Raw genomic sequence first — 16,666 nt, forward strand, 5'->3', positions numbered from 1 at the left:
GGTGTAGGTGTCGCCGGTGACCGTTTTAATCTCGAAGGCCAGCCAGTAGTCGTTGCCGCAGGTGGCGGTGCTGGCCATGGCGAAGAAGCGGGCGCCGGCGTCGATCTCGAACTGCGGGACGCCGGCGTGCCCGCCCGTGTTGGCGTGCAGCGTCTTCTCCTGCGAGCCGAAGGCGTCGAACAGCTCCAGGGCCGCCTGCCGGTCGTTGCCCTCGTCGTCCCACTGCAGCAGGACGTGCAGCGGAACGGTGACCTGGCGGGCCTCCTCGACGATGGCGCGGGGCACGAAGCTCCCGGCGAACAGGTTGGCGGCCGCGATGCGCGGATCGACCGCCGCCATCCGGATGCCGATGGAGATGATTCCCCCCTCGCACCCGACCGGGCCGCCGATCTCGGGCAGCGCGAGGAGGGCGTCCAGGGCGGCCCGCCATTCCGGGACGGCCTTGTCGACCAGCGGGAGGACGAGGGCGTCGACGATCTCGTCGGTGACCGGTTCGCCGGCCTCCACCGCCCGGCGCAGGTCGGCGCGGGCCTGCTCGAGGGCGGGCCAGCGGGGCCGCTCACCGCTCCCGGGAAGCTCGATGGTGGCCGCGGCGAAGCCGTACTCCGCCGCGTAGTACCGGGCCCGCCCGGCCACCCGGGGATACATCCTGTGCAGCCCGAGCGGGGGCAGGCCGATCAGGATCAGCGGCGCGGGCGCGGCAGCGGATGCGGACTCGGGCGTCCACAGGATGCCGGGGATCTCGCCGAGGGTGAACTCGCGCTCGAGGACGTTGCCGTCGAGACGCTGCTCGGAAGTGACGTGCATGGTCGTGCCTTTCGGGAGTGCTCGCAGACGGCGCTCCCGGACGACCTGGCTATCGTCCGACCGTGACCCCGAAGGGGAGCACCCATGTCGATATCGCGTTCACGGGTACCACCTCCTCGTTCTCTCGCACGGCCTCCGGAAAGGTAGCAGTGATCTTCGTGATCCGCCAACGGGTTTTCCGTGCGGGAGGCCCGGCGACCCATTCTTGACTCATCGTTCCAGAACCTGCGATGCTCCCGGCATGGCACGACCGAAGGAATTCGACCCCGACCACGTCCTCGACGCCGCGATGAACGCCTTCTGGAGCCGGGGCTACGCCGCCACCTCGGCCCAGAACCTGGTGGACAGCACCGGGCTCGGCCGGGGCAGCCTGTACAACGCCTTCTCCAGCAAGCACCGCCTCTTCCAGGAGGCGCTCACCCGCTACGGCGAGGAGCGCACGGCCCGTCAGGAGGCGCTGCTCGAAGGGCCCGGCACCGTCCGGGAGCGGATCCGGGAGCTGCTGATGACGGTGGTCGAGGAGGAGTCCCGGACGGACGACCCGGACGACCCCGGCCCCCGGGGCTGCCTGGCGGTCAACGCCGCCGTCGAACTGGCGGGCCTGGACGCCGAGATCACCGCGCAGGTCCGCCGCATCTTCGAGCGGATGGCGGAGGCCCTGCGCGCCGCCCTCGCCCGGGCGCAGCGCGACGGGGAGATCGATCCCGGCCGGGACCCGCAGGCGCTGGCCCTGTTCGTCCTCAACTCCATGTACGGCCTGCGGGTGCTGGGCAAGACGGCCGACCGCCGGGCGCTGGCCGGCATCGTCGACACCACGCTGTCGGTGCTCTGAGGCGGCGGTTGCCACGGGGCCGCGACGGCCCGTGCTTCCGCCTGCGCCGACGCATGCCCTGATTCTTTAACGTACGTTCCAATTCGAGCTCTTCGAGGAGTCCTGATGCCCCTCCCGGTCTACGTCCTCGGTCTGACGGTGTTCTGCATCGGGACGACCGAGTTCATGATCTCCGGGCTGCTGCCGGACCTGGCGGGCGACCTTTCGGTGTCGATCCCCGCCGTCGGCTGGCTGATCTCCGGCTACGCGCTGGGGGTGGTCGTCGGCGGCCCCGCCGTGACCCTGGCCACGCTGCGGGTCAACCGCAAGACCTCGCTACTGGGCCTGCTGCTGCTGTTCGTCGCCGGTCAGACGGTCTGCGCCCTGGCGCCCGACTACGGCGTCCTGATGGCCGGGCGCGTCGTCGCCGCGCTCGCCCAGGGGGCCTTCTTCGGCATCGGTTCCGTGGTGGCCGTGGACCTCGCCGGCCCCGAACGCCGGGGCCGGGCGCTGGCGGTGATGTTCGCCGGGCTGACGGTGGCCAACGTGGTCGGCGTCCCGGCGGGGACCTTCCTCAGCCAGCAGGCCGGGTGGCGCGCCAGCTTCTGGGCGGTCGACGCGCTGGCCGTCGTGGGCCTGCTCGGCGTGGCTGTCCTCGTCCCGCGCCGGCCCACCGCGCCGTACGCGGGGATCGGGCGCGAGTTCGGCGCGTTCCGCAACCCCCGGGTGTGGGTGGCCCTGAGCACCTCGATGCTGACCCAGGCGGCCGTCTTCTGCTGCTTCAGCTACCTGTCGCCGCTGCTCACCGAGGTCACCGGCTTCGCCGAGGCCGTGGTGCCGCTGCTGCTGGCGCTGTTCGGCGCCGGGTGCTTCCTGGGCAGCGTCGTCGGCGGCCGCTTCGCCGACCGGCACCTGCTGCCCGGCCTGTGCGCGGGCATCACCGCCATGGGCGTGGTGCTGCTGCTCATCCCGCTCGCGGCCCATCAGAAGGCGGCGACGGTGGCGGCGGTGGTGGCCTTCGGGGTGGCGGCGTTCTCGATCAACCCGGCCCTCCAGGCGCAGGTGATGAAGGAGGCCGGGGCCGCGCCGACGCTGGCCACGACGACCAACACCTCGGCGTTCAACATCGGCAACACGATCGGGCCGTGGGTCGGCGGCGGGGTCATCGACGCCGGTCTCGGGTTCACCGCGCCCGCCCGGGCGGCCGCGCTGCTCGCGGCGGCCGGGCTGGCGGCGGCGGTGGCCTCGGGGGTGCTGGCCCGCCGTGCGGGTACGGGCGTGCGGGAGCCACAGGAGGACGTGGCCGTGTGACCGTAGGCCCCCGGGCCGGGGAGTCAGATCCGGGTGGCGAGCGGGACGGAGACCTGCTTCATCCAGCTGCCGGTCGCGAAGTCGCGCGCCCTGATGACGACGCGGTCGCGGTACACGTCCACCTGGAGCCCCTGGTTGAAGTGCCCGGGGACGGTGCTCTCGCCGCCCTGGCCGTTGTCGGCGAAACCGGTCTGCACGGCACCGGTGTTGACCACCGAGAAGCCGTCGAGGTTGGCGGTGCCGGGCACGACGCGGCGCACGTACCAGTCGGACAGGGTCAGGTCCCAGTGGGTGTGGCCGCTGAAGAGGAAGACGTCGCGGTGGCGGCCGAGGAGGCCGAGGAGGCGGTCGGGCTGGAGGTAGTCGCTCTGGTAGATCTTGCTGCGGGTGCCGGAGACGGTGTTGGGCAGCGGGTGGTGGGTGACCACCATGACGGGCTTGCGGCGCCGCGCCCAGTACTGGAGGCGGTCCTCGAGCCACTGGAACTGGGCGTCGCTGATCCACACCTCGTCCCAGAGGGAGGCGTCGTGGTACTTCATGTAGCGCTCGGTGCCCAGGGTGAGGACGGGGATGCCGCCGAAGGTCGTCTCGGCGTAGACGGTGGAGCGCTTGGCGAAGCGGTGGAAGCTGCGGAAGAGGGAGTCCTCGGTGGTGCCGTTGGGCCAGGTGCTCTGGGCGAGGGTGTTCGGGTCGGCCCACTTGGGGACGTAGAACTCGTGGTTGCCGATGGCCCAGGCCACCTCGCGGGGCTTCGGGTTCCGGTCCAGGACCTTCTGGACGTCGGCGTACTCGAAGTCGTAGCCGCGCGGGGTGATGTCGCCTGCGACGGCCAGGCCCGAGGAGTTCGGGTTGGTGGCGCGGATGTCCTGGAGGGCCTGGGCGAAGTCGCCGAGGTCGCCCTGGATGTCGCTGACGACGTTGAACGTGGTGACCAGGTCGGAGGCCGGCGCGGCCTCGGCGGGCGCCTGGGCGAGGCCTGAGAGCACCAGGGCTCCGGCGGTCGCGCTCAGCAGGGATCGACGTTCCACGGGGGGCTTCCTCTCGACTGTCGCACGGGAGAGCGGACGGCGGTCCCGCGCGTCGGACCCGACCCGCTATCAATAAGCGGTCGATCAGGCCGGAAGGTGAACACCCCACGACATCTCGGCTCGCCGGGAGCCGCAGTGTCAGACGACCCCGAAATCCCCACGGCGGACAGCGGCAACGAACGACGCCCAGGCCGCATCGGCGAAGATCAGAGCCGGCCCCTGCGGGTCCTTCGAGTCACGGACGGGCATCAGCCCCGGGAAGCCTGAAGCCACCTCGACGCAGTTGCCCCCGTTGTTGCTGTGGCTGCTCTTGAACCATGCGGCGTCGGACAGGTCTACGTGGTCGGCCATGCTGCTCCCCTCTCAGACCTCACCGAACTCGCCACTGCGGACAGCGGCAACGAACGACTCCCAAGCCCCAACCGGGAAAACGAGGACCGGGCCCTCCGGATCCTTCGAGTCACGGACAGGGGCCAGGCCGGGAAGGCCGGGAGCCACCTCGACGCATGACCCGCCGTTGTTGCTGTGGCTGCTCTTGAACCATGCCGCGCCGGACAGGTCTACGTAGTCAGCCATCCTGCTCCCCTCTCACGCCTCACCGAACTCGCCGCTACGGACAGCGGCAACGAACGACTCCCAAGCCCCAACCGGAAAGACGAGAACCGGCCCCTGCGGGTCTTTCGAGTCACGGACCCTGCCCGGATGCACATCATCCACCTCGATGCAGCCGCCCCCGCCGTTGCTGTACGTGCTCTTCCGCCAGGCGGCGCCGGTCCGGTCAACTTCCAGAGCACTCATAGTCCTTCCGTGCCCTCCCCTGCTCACGCAAAAACGCTCGGCCGGGGAAACCCCAGCCGAGCGTTCGGCCACCTCTCAGACCTCGCCGAACTCGCCGCTGCGGACAGTGGCGACGAACGACGCCCAGGCCTCGAAAGGGAAGACGAGGGCCGACCCGTGGGGGTCCTTCGAGTCACGGATAGGGACCAGGCCAGGGAAGCCCGGAGCTACCTCAACGCAATTGCCGCCTTGCTGGCTGTAGGAAGACTTGAACCACCGAGCACCGGACAGCTCTACGCCGTCGGTCATGACGCCCCCTCTCGGGCTTCACCGAACTCGCCACTGCGGACAGCGGCAACGAACGACGCCCAGGCCTCGGAGGGGAAGAGGAGAGCCGGGCCATGGGGGTCTTTGGAATCGCGGATGGGGGCCAGGTTTGGGAAGCCGGCGGCCATCTCCACGCACTGTCCACCATTACCGCTGTAGCTGCTCCTTCGCCAAGCGGCACCGGCCAGGTCACTTTCCAGAGCACTCATAGCCCTTCCGTGCCCTCCCCCGCCCACGCAAAAACGCTCGGCTGGGGACCCCCAGCCGAGCGTTGACTGCCTCGCAATGCCCCTGGCGCCGCCCTCAGCGGGGGCATCCGCTTCCGGGCTTCGGCTCAGACCTCGCCGAACTCGCCACTGCGGACAGCGGCAACGAACGACTTCCAAGCCTCGGCCGGGAAGACGAGGGCCGGGCCCTGCGGGTCCTTCGAGTCACGGACGGGGGTCAGGCCGGGGAAGTTGGGGGCCACCTCGACGCAGGTACCACCGTTGTTGCTGTAACTGCTCTTGAACCATGCGGCGTCGGACAGGTCTACAGGGGAGTTCATGACGTTCCTCTCGCGCCTTTCTTGCGGATCATCTCCAGTGACGCAGCCTTCGACAGCGCTTCCACCTGGAGCTGATGGTAGTCCCGTTCCCAGGCCTGGGCCGTATCAGCGTCCCGCGCGAGGAAGCCGCGCAACTGGCACTCCGAGTATGCCAGGAGGGATCGATCCGCCAGGGTCAGCAGCGTGACAACCATGGTGAACGGCAGTTCCTCTGCGAGCGAGAACGGCGCCACCTGGATGGTGATGTTCGGACGGCTCGCGAGGTCTTCGAGGTGTGCCAGCTGCCGTGCCATGACCTTGGGCCCTCCCACGTTTCGCAGGAGCGCACCTTCGTCCAGGACGAAGTGCAGGCGCGGCGCCGACCGCTGCTCAAGCAGCTTCTGGCGTGTGGCCAGGAAGTCGAGTCGATCCGCCGCCTGCTCCTCGGTGATGCTGCCGCGCCGTACGGCCGCGGATGCGAAGGCACTGGCGTATTCCCGGGTCTGGGCCAGGCCGGGCACGATGCCCAGCTCGAAGTGGGAGATGCCCTGGGCCTTCGCCTCCTGCGCCGCGTACTCGGGAAACCCTTCCAGCAGCGACGACCCGCTCAGGCTCCAGTACGTCAGTTCCAATGTCCCACGGGCATCGATGGCCTTGTCAGCCTTTCGAACCCAGTCAAGTGTGGGATTGCGTGTCCCTCTTTCGAGGTTCGAAATCTGACTGTCACTCAGGTTCGTTCGCTGGCCGAGCTGGGTCTGCGTCAAGCCTGCCGCCTTGCGCAGCTTGCGCAGTTGGGCCCCGAACGCCTTGAGGGGCGAGGCCGATGGATCCAGTTGAGACTCACGCATCGTCAGACCTCCACTGCTGCGTGAATACCACACGAGGGAAATGTCAAGTGGGGAAGCCTTCCGATCGTAGCGGCCGAGGCGCCACTATGGCTACACCCGGTGATTTGCCGGGTGCGCAGCGCAACCTGCGGAGACCCCGTGCGCCCCGTCTAGATCACCCACCCCTCCCCAAACTCCACAGGTCCGTACCGGACTTCATCAACCGGCCGCCGTAACCCCCGATCCCCGAGGTACTCCCCCATGCTCAAGACCCCCCGCCGCCCCCGAACGTTCGTCGCGCGACTGGACTCCTGTACCGAGTCCGCGCCCCTCGCCCGCTACCTCCTCCGCGCCTACCTCACCGGGCTGCCCGACGGCGAGCGCTACCGTGACATCGCCGAACTCCTCCTCGGCGAACTGTTCGCCAACGCCGTCCAGCACTCCGAGGCCCCCGACGACTGCCACATCGAACTCCGCTTCACCCTCACCCCCGACCACCTCCTGCGCCTGGAGGTCCACGACGCCGGCACCGCCCTCCCCGCCCTCCGCACCCCGTCCGTCTCCGACGAACACGGCCGCGGACTCCTCCTCGTCGACGAACTCGCCCACCGCTGGGGTTGCGCCAACCGCCCCGGGGGAATCGGCAAGCTCGTCTGGGCCCTCGTCACCCCCAACCCTCTGACCGCCTGAGAGCACACACCCCCATGAACCCGCAGCCCGCCCTCGTCACCCTCGCCCGCCACACCCTCTCCCGCGGTGCGACCCCCGCCTCCACCTACGCCCTCATCGCCCGCCTCGGCCACCAGCCGCTGCCCACCGCGCGCGCCGTCTGCCTCGCCCTGGCCATCCCCCTCGCCGAGATCACCCGCCGCCTCGACGAGTGCTACGACGCCCTCCTCGCCAACCCGCGCCCCGACACCGAGTCCGACACCGGCGAACTCCTCGAGGCCCTCGGCGTCTTCGACGTCCCCGCCACCCTCACCGACACCGAACTCACCGTCATCGACCACTTCCTGGTCGCCGTCGACGCCATGGGCGGCATCCGCCCCGGCCACCAGCACGGCCTCAACCGCTGGTTCACCACCGGCAACCTCACCGCCGCCTACCTCTCCCTCGCCGCGGCCCACCCCCTCCCCCGCACCGGCGACCCCAGCCTGTACTGGACCTCCCTCACCACCGCCGGCGAACTGCTCACCGCCACCGACCCCGACCCCCGCCTCAAGAACGCCCTCACCCACTGCCGCACCCAAGCCGCCCAGGCCGCCCAGACCACCCACACCTGAACCCCCACGCACCAGAAGTCGGCCCCGCCGACTTCCTGCGCCCCCAAAACACCCCGCCCCCGGAAACCCCCTGCTGCCGCACAAGAAGTCGGCCCCGCCGACTTCTCGCGCCCCACGGCGGCACGGGCGACCGGCTGGAGGGACCCGCTCGAACCCCTCCCCCAAGCCCCCCGAACCAGCAGCCCCTGCCAACTCACCAGAAGTCGGCCCCGCCGACTTCTCGTGCACGTGGAGCGGCAGACCCCAGCGGCACCCGCGCCGCCCTGTTCAGGGGCTTCACCCTCCAAGAGCCCCGCACCGTACGCCAAAAGTCGACCCCGCCGACTTCTCACGCGCCTGCGCAGCGGGCCCCAGCGGCACATACGCCGCCTCGTTCAGGGGCTTCACCCTCCGGAAGCCGCGTCGTACACCAGAAGTCGACCCCACCAACTTCTCGTGCGCCTGCGCGGCGAGCCCCAACAACGCATTCGCCAGCCTATTCAGGGGCTTCACCCTCCAGGAGCCCGGCGTCCTACGCCAGAAGTCGACCCCGCCGACTTCTCGTGCACTTGCGTGGCCAGGCTCCAGCGGCACGTTGCCGCCCTGGCCCGGGCACCTCAACTCCAGGACCCGAGCCGCCCGCACAGAAAGTCGACGCCACCGACTTCTCACGCGCCTGCGCGGCGAGCCCCAGCGGCACATACGCCGCCTCGTTCAAGGGCTTCACCCTCCGGAAGCCCCGCGTCCTACACCAGAAGTCGACCCCGCCGACTTCTCGTGCACTTGCGTGGCCAGGCTCCAGCGGCACGTTGCCGCCCTGGCCCGGGCACCTCAACTCCAGGACCCCAGCAACCCGCACAGAAAGTCGACCCCGCCGACTTCTCACGCACCTGCGCGGCGAGCCCCAGCGGCACATAGCCGGCCTATTCAGGGGCTTCACCCTCCAGGAACCTGGCGTCGTACGCCAGAAGTCGACCCCGCCGACTTCTGGCGCCCTGCGGTGGCAAGTGCGGCCGGCTGGAGGGGGTGGCTCGTACCCGCCACCCCAGCGGCCTGAACGAAGGGCCCTGCCGGCGCACCGCAAGAGGAGCCGGCAGAACTGCGTGACGACCATGTCTGTTCGCCCGTGGGCTCGTTGGGCAGGTCGCGGGGAAGAGACCGCCGTGGTCGGTGCCGGGCGGCGGCCCGCGGGGCGGATCGAGCCGCTGCTGCCGCACCGGCAGCAGCGGCTTCGGAAGCTCGCTCGCCCGCCGCTGGACGACCCCGGGTTGCCCGCAGGGGATCGTGTTCGCGTGCCGGCGCTTCGCAGGGGTGCCGCTTTCCCACGGCGCTCGGCAGGAGCCGCGCGAGCCGGTGTCGGCGGCGCTGCCCTAGGGTGGCCTGATGTTCGATCGGCTGGAGGTCAGGGTGCTGCCACCCGGGCGCCGGTTCGCCGCCCAGGTGCGGTTGCGAGTCAACGGCGAGGACCTCGTGGAGGCCGCCGTCGGCGAGGGGGGCCGTGGTCCGTACGCGGTCGACGTGCTGCCCGCCGACGGCCCCGGCCCCCTGCGTGCGACCGGCGAGCCGCGACGCGTGGAGCTGGGAGAGCCCGCGTGCACGGGCGGCTGCTGCGGCTTCCTGTCCGTGGTCGTGCAGCGGTTCGGGGGCATCGTGCAGTGGTCGGACTGGGAGATCCCGCACCTGGGAACGACCCGGCCCCCGGAACTCCACTTCGACGCCGACGAGTACGACGCCGAGCTGGCTCGCGCCGAGGCAGACCGATGGTGGCAGACCCGCACCGAAGGGCTGTCCCGTAATTGATCGTTGAGGGCCGTGGACGGTGGGCCGTCGCCCGGCCGCTTCCGCTCTACGCGGCTTGGATGAGGTTGTGCAAGCGTGCGATGCCGAGCATCGCGTGGTGGACGCCATCGCCCTTGAGCCGGCAGTCGCGCAGGATCTTCCAGGTCTTCATCTGGGCGAAAACCTGCTCGACACGAGCCCGGACCTGCTTGTGCTCACGGTTGTGCTCGACCTGCCAATCGGTGAGCTCGCCGCCCTTGGGGCGGCGGTGCGGGATGACCAAGCCGGTGCCAGGGTAACCGCCGTCGGCGATCGTGGTCGTCCTCCCGACGGCGGCCGCCGCGCCGGACTCGGCCCATGCCTTGCAGTCGTTGCGGTTGCCCGGGAGCGGTCTGCCGACCGCGACGACCATGCGGGTGCGGGCGTCGATGACGACCTGATGGTTGGTGGAGTACCTGTAGTTCTTCGACTTCTCCGCGATCGTGTGGTCACGGGTGGGGACGAGGGTTCCGTCACGATCAGTACGGCGTCCCTGCGGAACCGCCGCCGGGGCTTGAGCGCGAGCAACGGGCCGACGTGGTACGGCTCAGCCCGGTGAACGGGGCTACCCAGGACGGCTCCGATGCCGTGATCACACCAGCCACCGCGAGATCATCTCACCCTCCTTTGCAAAGAGCCGGGCGATCACGGCCACTGTGCTGCGGCTCAGGCAGGTCGGCGCCGCCGGTAATAGGCCCAGGCCAGGGCCAGCACGATCGGCCCCCACAGCATCGCCGGGCTGACGCACAGCCGGGCCAGGGCCATCCACCATCCGTTGCTGTACCCCACCTCGGGCAGGACGCCTGCCCATGCGAGTGGGTAGAGGTCGAACATCGCCACCAGGGCCAGGCCGCCCAGGGCCGCCGGGATCACCGCGGCGAGCGGCGCCACCCGCCGGCCGCCGACGAACGGCACCCAGCGCGGGAACACCTCGCCCCAGCCGGCCACCAGCCCAGTGGTCAGCAGAGCCAGCGCCTCGGTGAGCACACTGAGCCCGACAACGTAGAACGGACTCCACCAGGGAGCGACCGGTGCCGCCGGGTCGATCATGCCCATCCGGAAGTCGGCGGCGAACGGCAGTCGCCACAGGCAGTGCGGCAGCACGACGAACGGGAGGGCCTTGGCGAGCCGGAGGGCCCAGACGGGGACGGGGCGCTCGGTGTCGCCGAGCGGGAGGGCGAGACGTGTGATCGGCATGACCCCCACGATCGCCGAACCTCAACGACGGTGCGTCGGCTGCACGCACGATCAGCACCCCCCACGAGAGCCACCCCTCGATCGTCCTGACGGCTGACCGTCGGCAGAACCCGGGCGGCCACCTCGGAGGTCGGTTACGGGACAACCCTTAGCCCGGAACCGGTGCCGCGTCACGCGGGGGCGGCCGACCTGGCGATCCGCTCGATCTTCGCCCAGTGGGCCGCGCGGGCCTCCTCGTCGGTCTGCTGCTCGTGTTCGGGGCGCATCCCGGTGCGGCCGTCGACGCTCTCGCGCAGGATGTCGGCGTGCCCGGCGTGGCGGTTGGTCTCGCCGAGGACGTGGACCAGGACGGCGAACAGGTTCGTGCGGGAGAAAGGCCCGGACCACCACGGCACGTGGCCGGGGGCGTCGATGGGGAGCGCGTCGATCGTCGCGTCCGCGTGTTCCCAGGTGCGCCGGTAGAACGCGACGATCTCGTCCCGGGTCTCGTCCTCGGCCGCCCACTGGTCGCTGCCGTCGAAGTCCTGCCACCGGCACAGCTGTTCCGGGGAGGGGCGGCCGAAGACCTCGCCGAGGTACCTGGCCTCGACGGTGGCCACGTGCTTGACCAGGCCGAGGAGGTTGGTCCCGGTCGCGGTCAGGGGCCGGCGGGCGTCGTACTCGGAGAGGCCGTCGAGCTTCCAGAGCAGCGCCTCGCGGTCGCGCCGTAGTCGCTCGTGCAGATGGGCCTTCGCGAAGTCGTCGATCATGCGGCACGAGCCTGCCACAGGCCGATCACGGTCTCAAGATCCCGTCGTACCCGGTCCGCCACGGCCGCCGCGGCCGGCCGGGCCGAGGCCGAGGCGGACGGCGCGCGGGGAGGCGCCGAGGTCGCGGCGGCACGCCTTGTTGAACGCCTGGAGGTCGGGGATCCCGACCGACGCCGCGATGGCCGGGATGGACAGCGTGGTGGCCTGCAGGAAGTGGCGGGCCCGCTCCATCCGCCGGGCGCGGAGGTAGCCGACGACGGTGTTCCCGGTGGCGGCGCGGAAGAGCCTGGTCAGGTGGTTGTGCGAGACGCCCGCCGCCTTCGCGAGCTCCGCCACGCTCAGCGGCCCGGCCAGGCGCGCCTCGATCATCGCCAGGGCGGCCGCGACCGCCGGATGGGGCGCGGCGGGGCCGGCGGGGCCGGCCGTGCGTGGCGGGGCCAGCTGGGCCACCCGCCACAGCGCGGCCCAGACCTCGGCCGTCGCCCGGGCCGGCGCGTGCGGCCAGGCCGCGAGCGCGCTGTTCAACTGCGCGGCGAGCGGCGCGAGTTCGGTTCCGGTGTCCTGGATGACCGGGATCTCGATCGGCGCGCCGGCCGATCCAAGGCGCAGGTGCACGTACAGGTGCTCGGAGCGGCCCCGGTAGCGGTAGCGCACCGTGGTGCCGGGCGGGACGAGGCTGACCCGGCCCGGGCGGATCGCGTGCGCGGTGCCGTCCACCGTCAGGTCGGCCTCGTAGCCGTAGAGGTGCAGCTGCCACAGGTTCGGCAGCGAGAACACGTCCGTACGACTGGCGCAGCCGTGCACGCCGATGCCGACGGCGGCCAGGCCGGGAGGCTCGTCGAGACGGGCGAGCGCGGTGTCCATGCCCGGGGTTCTATCACCCCCGGCTCCGGCCCCGGGTGTCCCGGCCGAGGCGTATCGCGAAGCGGGTGTGGTGAAAATCGACCAGTGGAGGGCGAACCGGGCCCACTCGCGGGGCGGGGCTTCGGCTCTAGCGTCTGTCGCCATGGAGAACAAACGGTTCCTGCTCGACTCGGTCCGGATGGCCCGTTTCGTGGCGCGCGGCTCCCTCCGGCTGGACGCGGTCGTGCCCGCGGACCTGAACGCCGAGGCCTTGGCGGTGCTGGCGCAGGAGGTGGCGCCGGTCCCGTACGGGACGCCCCTGTCGCAGGCGTACGCCCCGGACTCCCTCCCCGCCAGGCTGCTGGCGGTCCCGCAGGTCGACGGCGCGTTGCGCAGCCTGGTCGGCCCCGAGCCGCTCGTGGACCACCACGCCGTCCACGTGCGCGAGCCCCGGGGCGGGGAGGCGCAGCCGTTGCACGCGGATGCCATCATCGACGTCCGGCCGGACGCCTTCGACGTGCAACTGATGTACTACCCGCAGGCGGTGACGCTGGACATGGGCGGCACCCTGAGCGTCCCCGGCAGCCACCTGCGCCGGACCAACGAGTCGGACACCGGCCGCTACCAGAACCTCCGCGGCCAGGACCGGCTGGTCTGCCCGGCCGGGACGGTGGTGTTCGTGCACCACGGGCTCTGGCACGGCGGTCGCCGCAACGACAGCGACACGACCCGCTACATGTTCAAGATCCGCTTCAATCCGACGGTCCGCCAGCGGCTCCTGTGGGACGCCTCGGACCTGCACGACCCGCGCGTGCGCTCCGAACTGGACGTCACGTTCCCGTGGTACGAGCAGGCCGTCGGGCGCCTGGAGCGCTACAACCGCACCCTGCTGTGGCGCGAGCTGACCGGCGACCCCGGCTTCGACCTCGACCACTGGGTCACCAGGGTCTCCAACCGGCCCCAGGAGGCAACGGCATGACGGTCGGCTCCCCCACGGCCGCGGTCCCCGCTCCCGTGCTCCGCCAGCAGGTGCTCGTGCTGTACCTGCTCACCTCCGCGCTGGACTCGGAGGTGCTCGGCTGGTCGCGGTACGACGGCACCGGCCGCACGTCTCCGACCACGGGGGACGGCGCGGAGCCGCCGTACGGCACCGGGCTCGACGCGCTCAGGGACGGCTGGCGGCTGATCCAGGCCTCCCAGCTGCTGCCGCCCCACCCGGGCCACGAGTACGACGTCTCCTTCCTCAAGCACGAGTTCTTCTTCGAGCGGATCGAGCGGCTCCACGCCGGCGCGTGACGGGCTCCGGGGCGCCGGAAGTCGGCCCCGCCGGCTTCCGGCGCCCCCGGGCGGGGGCACCCCCTGTGTACGGGGCAGGGCATGATGATCTTGGTCAGCCCTGGCGGCTAGGGTGGCGCGGTGTCTGTGATCAAGGAACATGACGACGTCGCCGCGCAGCTCGAGCCCTTCCGCCGGGAGCTGACGGCCTACTGCTACCGGATGCTCGGTTCGGCGTTCGAGGCCGAGGACGCCGTGCAGGAGACCCTGCTGCGGGCCTGGTCGAAGTTCGGCGGGTTCGAGGGCCGTTCGGCGCTGCGCACCTGGCTGTACCGGATCGCCACCAACGTGTGCTTGGACATGGCCCCGGCCGCGCAGCGGCGGGCCCGGCCGATGGACCTCTCCTCGCCGTGCTCGGCCAGCGCGCCGGACCTCGCGCAGCTGGAGGAGAACATCTGGGTGGGCCCGGTCCCCGACGAGCGGGTGCTGTCCGGCGACCCGGCCGAGGTGGCGGTGGGCCGGGAGACGATCCGGCTGGCCTTCGTGTCCGCCCTGCAGAAGCTGCCGGCCCGTCAGCGGGCGGTGCTGATCCTGCGCGAGGTGCTGGCCTGGTCGGCGGCCGAGACCGCCGAGCTGCTGGAGACGTCCGTCGCCTCGGTGAACAGCGCCCTGCAGCGGGCCCGGGCCACGCTCGCCGAGAGCGGCGGCGTGCCGGCGTCGGACACCTTCAAGCCGCTGGACGAGACCCAGCAGGCCCTGCTGGCGCGGTACGTCGCGGCGTTCGAGGCGTTCGACATCGACGGTCTGAAGCGGCTCCTGCACGAGGACGCCGTCCTCAACATGCCGCCCTACCAGATGTGGGTGCAGGGCGTGGTGGAGCTGGGCGAGTGGTGGCTCGGGGCCGGCTGCGGCTGCCGGGGATCGCGGATGGTCCCCGTCGAGGCGAACGGCACGCCCGCCTACGCCCAGTACCGGCCGGCCGAGGACGGCGACGGCTGGACCCCGTGGGGCATCACCCTGCTGGAGATCACCGACGGCCGGATCAGCACCATGACCAACCACATGGACACCGAGCGGCTGTTCCCGCTCTGGGGCCTGCCCATGCGCCTGCCCGCCGAGACCGCCGGCACCGCCGGGGCCTGACGGTCCGCCTCACCCGTCCGCCTCGTCCGCGAACACCTCCGCCAGCCCGGTCAGCACGAGCAGCAGCCGGAGCCGCGGCCCGACGCCGCGCAGCACCACCTGCCGCCCGGCACGTCGCGCGGTCAGCCGCAGCCGGGCGAGGTGGTCGAGGTCGGCCGGGGCGGGCCGCCGGAGGGCGGACACGTCGCAGACGACGACCCGCCCCTCCGGGTGCTCGGCCAGCAGAGCGGCCAGCTGGTCGCACAGGAAGGGGCCGGCCCCGCCGGGGAGCGGGCCGAGGGCGAACTCCAGGGTCTCCATGCCCTCTCAGACCGCGGGGCGGGCCGGGACTCATCGGTGCGCGCGGACCTTCCGCGTGGCCTTCCGCGTGGCCCTCCGGACGGCCCGTCGAAAATTCTCGAAAATTCTCCGCCCGACACCGATGAGTTCCCCCGGCGGCCCCCGTCCGACCCGGTGAAGCAACCGATACCGAGCTTTCAGGAGCACCTCATGCGCAAGATCATCGCCGGCCTGTTCTCGTCGCTGGACGGCGTCGTGGAGGCCCCGGAGACCTGGAGCATGCCGTACAGCACCGCTGAGACGGGCGCGGCCGTGCTGCGGCTGTTCGAGGACGCCGACACCGCCCTGCTGGGCCGCGCGACCTTCCAGCAGTGGAGCGCGTTCTTCCCGTACGCCACCAACGAGCAGGTCCCCACCGCCGACTGGATGAACTCCTCGCCCAAGTACGTCGTCTCCTCCTCCCTGACCGGCGTGGAGCAGTGGGGCAACAGCCACCTGATCACCGGGGACGACGTCGCCGGCCGGATCCGGGACCTCAAGCGGCAGCCCGGCGGGAACATCAACGTCGGCGGCAGCATCACCCTGGTCCAGTGGCTGATGCGCAACGGCCTGCTGGACGAGCTCTACCTGCAGATCTCCCCCGTCGTCGTCGGCACCGGCCGCACCCTGGCCGGCGGCGCGCAGGTCCCCATGGCGCTGGCCTCCAGCCGCACCTTCGCCAACGGCGTCATCGAGGCCCACTACAGCCTCCAGGCCTCCTGACCCGCGGTGGTACGGGCGGTCATGGCCGGCGGGCGGAGGTGAGGAAGTCCAGGACGAGGGGGCTCGCGTGGGCGCGGAACTCCTCGAAGTAGGCGTGCCGGGCGCCGGGGACCAGGTGCAGGCGGGCGCCCGGGATGCGGGCGGCGAGCAGGGGGGCGTTGGCGGCGGGGTTGAGCAGGTCGTCGGCGCCGTGGACGACCAGGGTGGGGGCGGTGACGGCCGGCAGCAGGTCCCAGGCGTCGTGCCGGTTGCTGGCCCCGAGGTGGCGGCGCCGGGCGTGGGCGGGCATCGCGGGGTCGCCGAGGGTGCGGTACGGGCCGGGGTGGGAGTCGAGCCACCCGGGGGTGTACATCAGCTCCAGCAGGGCCTGCCGCGCGGCGCCGGGGTCGGGCTGCGCCAGGGCCCGGCGGACGTCGTCGCCGCGTTCGACGCCGTGCGGGCCGCCGGGCGAGGTGCAGCCGAGGACCAGGGCGGCGACCCGCTGCGGGTGGCGGGCCGCGAGCTGCTGGGCCACCCGTCCGCCCATCGACGTGCCGTAGACGTCGGCCCGGTCGATGCCGAGCGCGTCGAGGACGGCGACGACGTCGCGGGCGAACAGCTCGGTGCTGTACGGGGTGTCGGGCTTGTCGCTGCCGCCGGTGCCGCGGTAGTCGAGGGTGAGGGTGCTGCGGGCGGGGTGGAAGTCGGCGCGCACCGCGTCCCACCAGTGGTGGTCGTTGGCCTGGCCCGCCAGCAGGACCAGCGGCGCGCCCTCGCCCCGGTGCTGGTAGGCGATCCGGGTGCCGTCCGGCGCCGTCGCGTACGTCATCGGGCTTCCCCCTCGTTCCCGTCCCGGCGGCCAGGCTACCCGGGCCGTCCCGTCGTCCCCGCGGCGGGGACGACGGGACGGCGGGACGGCGGGGACGGCCAGCGTCGGCGTTCGCG

22 protein-coding genes and 2 pseudogenes are annotated in these 16,666 nt (G+C 71.6%); 9 read left to right on the top strand and 15 right to left on the bottom strand.

Features of this window, described 5'->3' with window-relative positions:
- Positions 1-78 precede the first annotated feature (78 nt).
- Positions 79-807: pseudogene (locus ABZW03_RS12425) on the bottom strand (alpha/beta hydrolase); the annotation flags it as partial.
- A 241-nt stretch (positions 808-1,048) separates the two neighbouring features.
- Here ABZW03_RS12425 and ABZW03_RS12430 point away from each other — a divergent pair.
- Positions 1,049-1,639, top strand: a complete 591-nt coding sequence (locus ABZW03_RS12430; protein WP_355255600.1) for a TetR/AcrR family transcriptional regulator — start codon at positions 1,049-1,051, stop codon at positions 1,637-1,639.
- Between the two features lie 105 nt (positions 1,640-1,744).
- Complete coding sequence (locus ABZW03_RS12435; RefSeq protein ID WP_355255603.1) at positions 1,745-2,929, top strand: Cmx/CmrA family chloramphenicol efflux MFS transporter; 1,185 nt, start codon at positions 1,745-1,747, stop codon at positions 2,927-2,929.
- Between the two features lie 23 nt (positions 2,930-2,952).
- Here the strand turns inward: ABZW03_RS12435 and ABZW03_RS12440 are convergent, their stop codons facing one another.
- The 8 genes from ABZW03_RS12440 to ABZW03_RS12475 all read right to left on the bottom strand — a co-directional run bounded on the left by ABZW03_RS12440 (position 2,953) and on the right by ABZW03_RS12475 (position 6,435).
- Entirely contained in the window at positions 2,953-3,957 is a 1,005-nt protein-coding gene (locus ABZW03_RS12440; RefSeq protein WP_355255606.1) for a DUF4073 domain-containing protein, read from the bottom strand.
- A 138-nt stretch (positions 3,958-4,095) separates the two neighbouring features.
- Positions 4,096-4,308, bottom strand: coding sequence for a DUF397 domain-containing protein (locus ABZW03_RS12445; RefSeq protein ID WP_355255609.1), 213 nt, complete (start codon positions 4,306-4,308; stop codon positions 4,096-4,098).
- Positions 4,309-4,320: 12 nt separating this feature from the next.
- Positions 4,321-4,533 carry a DUF397 domain-containing protein gene (locus ABZW03_RS12450; RefSeq protein WP_355255612.1) on the bottom strand — a complete coding sequence of 71 codons (213 nt, stop codon included), beginning with the start codon at positions 4,531-4,533 and terminating at the stop codon, positions 4,321-4,323.
- 12 nt (positions 4,534-4,545) lie between these two features.
- Positions 4,546-4,755 carry a DUF397 domain-containing protein gene (locus ABZW03_RS12455; protein ID WP_355255615.1) on the bottom strand — a complete coding sequence of 70 codons (210 nt, stop codon included), beginning with the start codon at positions 4,753-4,755 and terminating at the stop codon, positions 4,546-4,548.
- A gap of 75 nt (positions 4,756-4,830) precedes the next feature.
- Positions 4,831-5,043, bottom strand: coding sequence for a DUF397 domain-containing protein (locus tag ABZW03_RS12460; protein ID WP_355255618.1), 213 nt, complete (start codon positions 5,041-5,043; stop codon positions 4,831-4,833).
- Positions 5,040-5,270, bottom strand: a complete 231-nt coding sequence (locus ABZW03_RS12465; protein WP_355255621.1) for a DUF397 domain-containing protein — start codon at positions 5,268-5,270, stop codon at positions 5,040-5,042. Before ABZW03_RS12465 ends, ABZW03_RS12460 begins: the two co-directional genes overlap by 4 nt.
- Positions 5,271-5,395: 125 nt before the next feature.
- Positions 5,396-5,608 carry a DUF397 domain-containing protein gene (locus tag ABZW03_RS12470; protein ID WP_355255624.1) on the bottom strand — a complete coding sequence of 71 codons (213 nt, stop codon included), beginning with the start codon at positions 5,606-5,608 and terminating at the stop codon, positions 5,396-5,398.
- Complete coding sequence (locus tag ABZW03_RS12475; RefSeq protein ID WP_355255627.1) at positions 5,605-6,435, bottom strand: helix-turn-helix transcriptional regulator; 831 nt, start codon at positions 6,433-6,435, stop codon at positions 5,605-5,607. The genes ABZW03_RS12470 and ABZW03_RS12475 overlap by 4 nt, the downstream gene beginning before the upstream one ends.
- Before the next feature lie 240 nt (positions 6,436-6,675).
- Here ABZW03_RS12475 and ABZW03_RS12480 point away from each other — a divergent pair, with 240 nt between their 5' ends.
- The 3 genes from ABZW03_RS12480 to ABZW03_RS12490 all read left to right on the top strand — a co-directional run bounded on the left by ABZW03_RS12480 (position 6,676) and on the right by ABZW03_RS12490 (position 9,476).
- On the top strand, positions 6,676-7,104 hold the full coding sequence (locus tag ABZW03_RS12480) for an ATP-binding protein (protein WP_355255630.1): 429 nt from the start codon (positions 6,676-6,678) through the stop codon (positions 7,102-7,104).
- Between the two features lie 14 nt (positions 7,105-7,118).
- Positions 7,119-7,697 (top strand): hypothetical protein, encoded by a 579-nt coding sequence (locus ABZW03_RS12485; RefSeq protein ID WP_355255633.1) that lies wholly within the window; start codon positions 7,119-7,121, stop codon positions 7,695-7,697.
- 1,362 nt (positions 7,698-9,059) lie between these two features.
- Entirely contained in the window at positions 9,060-9,476 is a 417-nt protein-coding gene (locus tag ABZW03_RS12490; RefSeq protein ID WP_355255636.1) for a hypothetical protein, read from the top strand.
- Positions 9,477-9,522: 46 nt separating this feature from the next.
- Here ABZW03_RS12490 and ABZW03_RS12495 read toward each other — a convergent pair.
- The 4 genes and pseudogenes from ABZW03_RS12495 to ABZW03_RS12510 form a co-directional block, all read right to left on the bottom strand.
- A pseudogene (locus tag ABZW03_RS12495) lies at positions 9,523-10,099 on the bottom strand (transposase).
- A gap of 61 nt (positions 10,100-10,160) precedes the next feature.
- Positions 10,161-10,691 carry a hypothetical protein gene (locus tag ABZW03_RS12500; RefSeq protein ID WP_355255639.1) on the bottom strand — a complete coding sequence of 177 codons (531 nt, stop codon included), beginning with the start codon at positions 10,689-10,691 and terminating at the stop codon, positions 10,161-10,163.
- 170 nt (positions 10,692-10,861) lie between these two features.
- Entirely contained in the window at positions 10,862-11,440 is a 579-nt protein-coding gene (locus ABZW03_RS12505) for a DinB family protein (RefSeq protein WP_355255642.1), read from the bottom strand.
- A gap of 33 nt (positions 11,441-11,473) precedes the next feature.
- Positions 11,474-12,304, bottom strand: a complete 831-nt coding sequence (locus ABZW03_RS12510; protein WP_355255645.1) for a helix-turn-helix transcriptional regulator — start codon at positions 12,302-12,304, stop codon at positions 11,474-11,476.
- Between the two features lie 142 nt (positions 12,305-12,446).
- On the opposite strand from ABZW03_RS12510, the gene ABZW03_RS12515 reads away from it, so the two are divergent.
- The 3 genes from ABZW03_RS12515 to ABZW03_RS12525 all read left to right on the top strand — a co-directional run bounded on the left by ABZW03_RS12515 (position 12,447) and on the right by ABZW03_RS12525 (position 14,701).
- Positions 12,447-13,262, top strand: coding sequence for a phytanoyl-CoA dioxygenase family protein (locus ABZW03_RS12515; RefSeq protein WP_355255648.1), 816 nt, complete (start codon positions 12,447-12,449; stop codon positions 13,260-13,262).
- Positions 13,259-13,579, top strand: a complete 321-nt coding sequence (locus tag ABZW03_RS12520) for a hypothetical protein (RefSeq protein ID WP_355255651.1) — start codon at positions 13,259-13,261, stop codon at positions 13,577-13,579. The genes ABZW03_RS12515 and ABZW03_RS12520 overlap by 4 nt, the downstream gene beginning before the upstream one ends.
- A gap of 120 nt (positions 13,580-13,699) precedes the next feature.
- Positions 13,700-14,701 (top strand): sigma-70 family RNA polymerase sigma factor, encoded by a 1,002-nt coding sequence (locus ABZW03_RS12525; RefSeq protein ID WP_355255654.1) that lies wholly within the window; start codon positions 13,700-13,702, stop codon positions 14,699-14,701.
- Positions 14,702-14,710: 9 nt separating this feature from the next.
- On the opposite strand, the gene ABZW03_RS12530 is transcribed toward ABZW03_RS12525, so the two are convergent.
- Complete coding sequence (locus ABZW03_RS12530) at positions 14,711-15,001, bottom strand: STAS domain-containing protein (RefSeq protein WP_355255657.1); 291 nt, start codon at positions 14,999-15,001, stop codon at positions 14,711-14,713.
- A 189-nt stretch (positions 15,002-15,190) separates the two neighbouring features.
- Here ABZW03_RS12530 and ABZW03_RS12535 point away from each other — a divergent pair, with 189 nt between their 5' ends.
- The gene (locus tag ABZW03_RS12535; RefSeq protein WP_355255660.1) at positions 15,191-15,742 is read left to right on the top strand and encodes a dihydrofolate reductase family protein; all 552 of its coding nucleotides are present in this window, start codon (positions 15,191-15,193) and stop codon (positions 15,740-15,742) included.
- A 19-nt stretch (positions 15,743-15,761) separates the two neighbouring features.
- Here the strand turns inward: ABZW03_RS12535 and ABZW03_RS12540 are convergent, their stop codons facing one another.
- The gene (locus ABZW03_RS12540; RefSeq protein WP_355255663.1) at positions 15,762-16,550 is read right to left on the bottom strand and encodes an alpha/beta fold hydrolase; all 789 of its coding nucleotides are present in this window, start codon (positions 16,548-16,550) and stop codon (positions 15,762-15,764) included.
- Positions 16,551-16,666: the final 116 nt, after the last annotated feature.

It is taken from the genome of Kitasatospora sp. NPDC004799, from assembly GCF_040609095.1.
Lineage (GTDB): Bacteria > Actinomycetota > Actinomycetes > Streptomycetales > Streptomycetaceae > Kitasatospora.

Coding starts and splice junctions, on each gene's coding strand:
- ABZW03_RS12430 (WP_355255600.1), top strand. CDS start 1,049: ATGGCACGACCGAAGGAATTCGACCCCGACCACGTCCTCGACGCCGCG.
- ABZW03_RS12435 (WP_355255603.1), top strand. CDS start 1,745: ATGCCCCTCCCGGTCTACGTCCTCGGTCTGACGGTGTTCTGCATCGGG.
- ABZW03_RS12445 (WP_355255609.1), bottom strand. CDS start 4,308: ATGGCCGACCACGTAGACCTGTCCGACGCCGCATGGTTCAAGAGCAGC.
- ABZW03_RS12450 (WP_355255612.1), bottom strand. CDS start 4,533: ATGGCTGACTACGTAGACCTGTCCGGCGCGGCATGGTTCAAGAGCAGC.
- ABZW03_RS12455 (WP_355255615.1), bottom strand. CDS start 4,755: ATGAGTGCTCTGGAAGTTGACCGGACCGGCGCCGCCTGGCGGAAGAGC.
- ABZW03_RS12460 (WP_355255618.1), bottom strand. CDS start 5,043: ATGACCGACGGCGTAGAGCTGTCCGGTGCTCGGTGGTTCAAGTCTTCC.
- ABZW03_RS12465 (WP_355255621.1), bottom strand. CDS start 5,270: ATGAGTGCTCTGGAAAGTGACCTGGCCGGTGCCGCTTGGCGAAGGAGC.
- ABZW03_RS12470 (WP_355255624.1), bottom strand. CDS start 5,608: ATGAACTCCCCTGTAGACCTGTCCGACGCCGCATGGTTCAAGAGCAGT.
- ABZW03_RS12475 (WP_355255627.1), bottom strand. CDS start 6,435: ATGCGTGAGTCTCAACTGGATCCATCGGCCTCGCCCCTCAAGGCGTTC.
- ABZW03_RS12480 (WP_355255630.1), top strand. CDS start 6,676: ATGCTCAAGACCCCCCGCCGCCCCCGAACGTTCGTCGCGCGACTGGAC.
- ABZW03_RS12485 (WP_355255633.1), top strand. CDS start 7,119: ATGAACCCGCAGCCCGCCCTCGTCACCCTCGCCCGCCACACCCTCTCC.
- ABZW03_RS12490 (WP_355255636.1), top strand. CDS start 9,060: ATGTTCGATCGGCTGGAGGTCAGGGTGCTGCCACCCGGGCGCCGGTTC.
- ABZW03_RS12500 (WP_355255639.1), bottom strand. CDS start 10,691: ATGCCGATCACACGTCTCGCCCTCCCGCTCGGCGACACCGAGCGCCCC.
- ABZW03_RS12505 (WP_355255642.1), bottom strand. CDS start 11,440: ATGATCGACGACTTCGCGAAGGCCCATCTGCACGAGCGACTACGGCGC.
- ABZW03_RS12510 (WP_355255645.1), bottom strand. CDS start 12,304: ATGGACACCGCGCTCGCCCGTCTCGACGAGCCTCCCGGCCTGGCCGCC.
- ABZW03_RS12515 (WP_355255648.1), top strand. CDS start 12,447: ATGGAGAACAAACGGTTCCTGCTCGACTCGGTCCGGATGGCCCGTTTC.
- ABZW03_RS12520 (WP_355255651.1), top strand. CDS start 13,259: ATGACGGTCGGCTCCCCCACGGCCGCGGTCCCCGCTCCCGTGCTCCGC.
- ABZW03_RS12530 (WP_355255657.1), bottom strand. CDS start 15,001: ATGGAGACCCTGGAGTTCGCCCTCGGCCCGCTCCCCGGCGGGGCCGGC.
- ABZW03_RS12535 (WP_355255660.1), top strand. CDS start 15,191: ATGCGCAAGATCATCGCCGGCCTGTTCTCGTCGCTGGACGGCGTCGTG.
- ABZW03_RS12540 (WP_355255663.1), bottom strand. CDS start 16,550: ATGACGTACGCGACGGCGCCGGACGGCACCCGGATCGCCTACCAGCAC.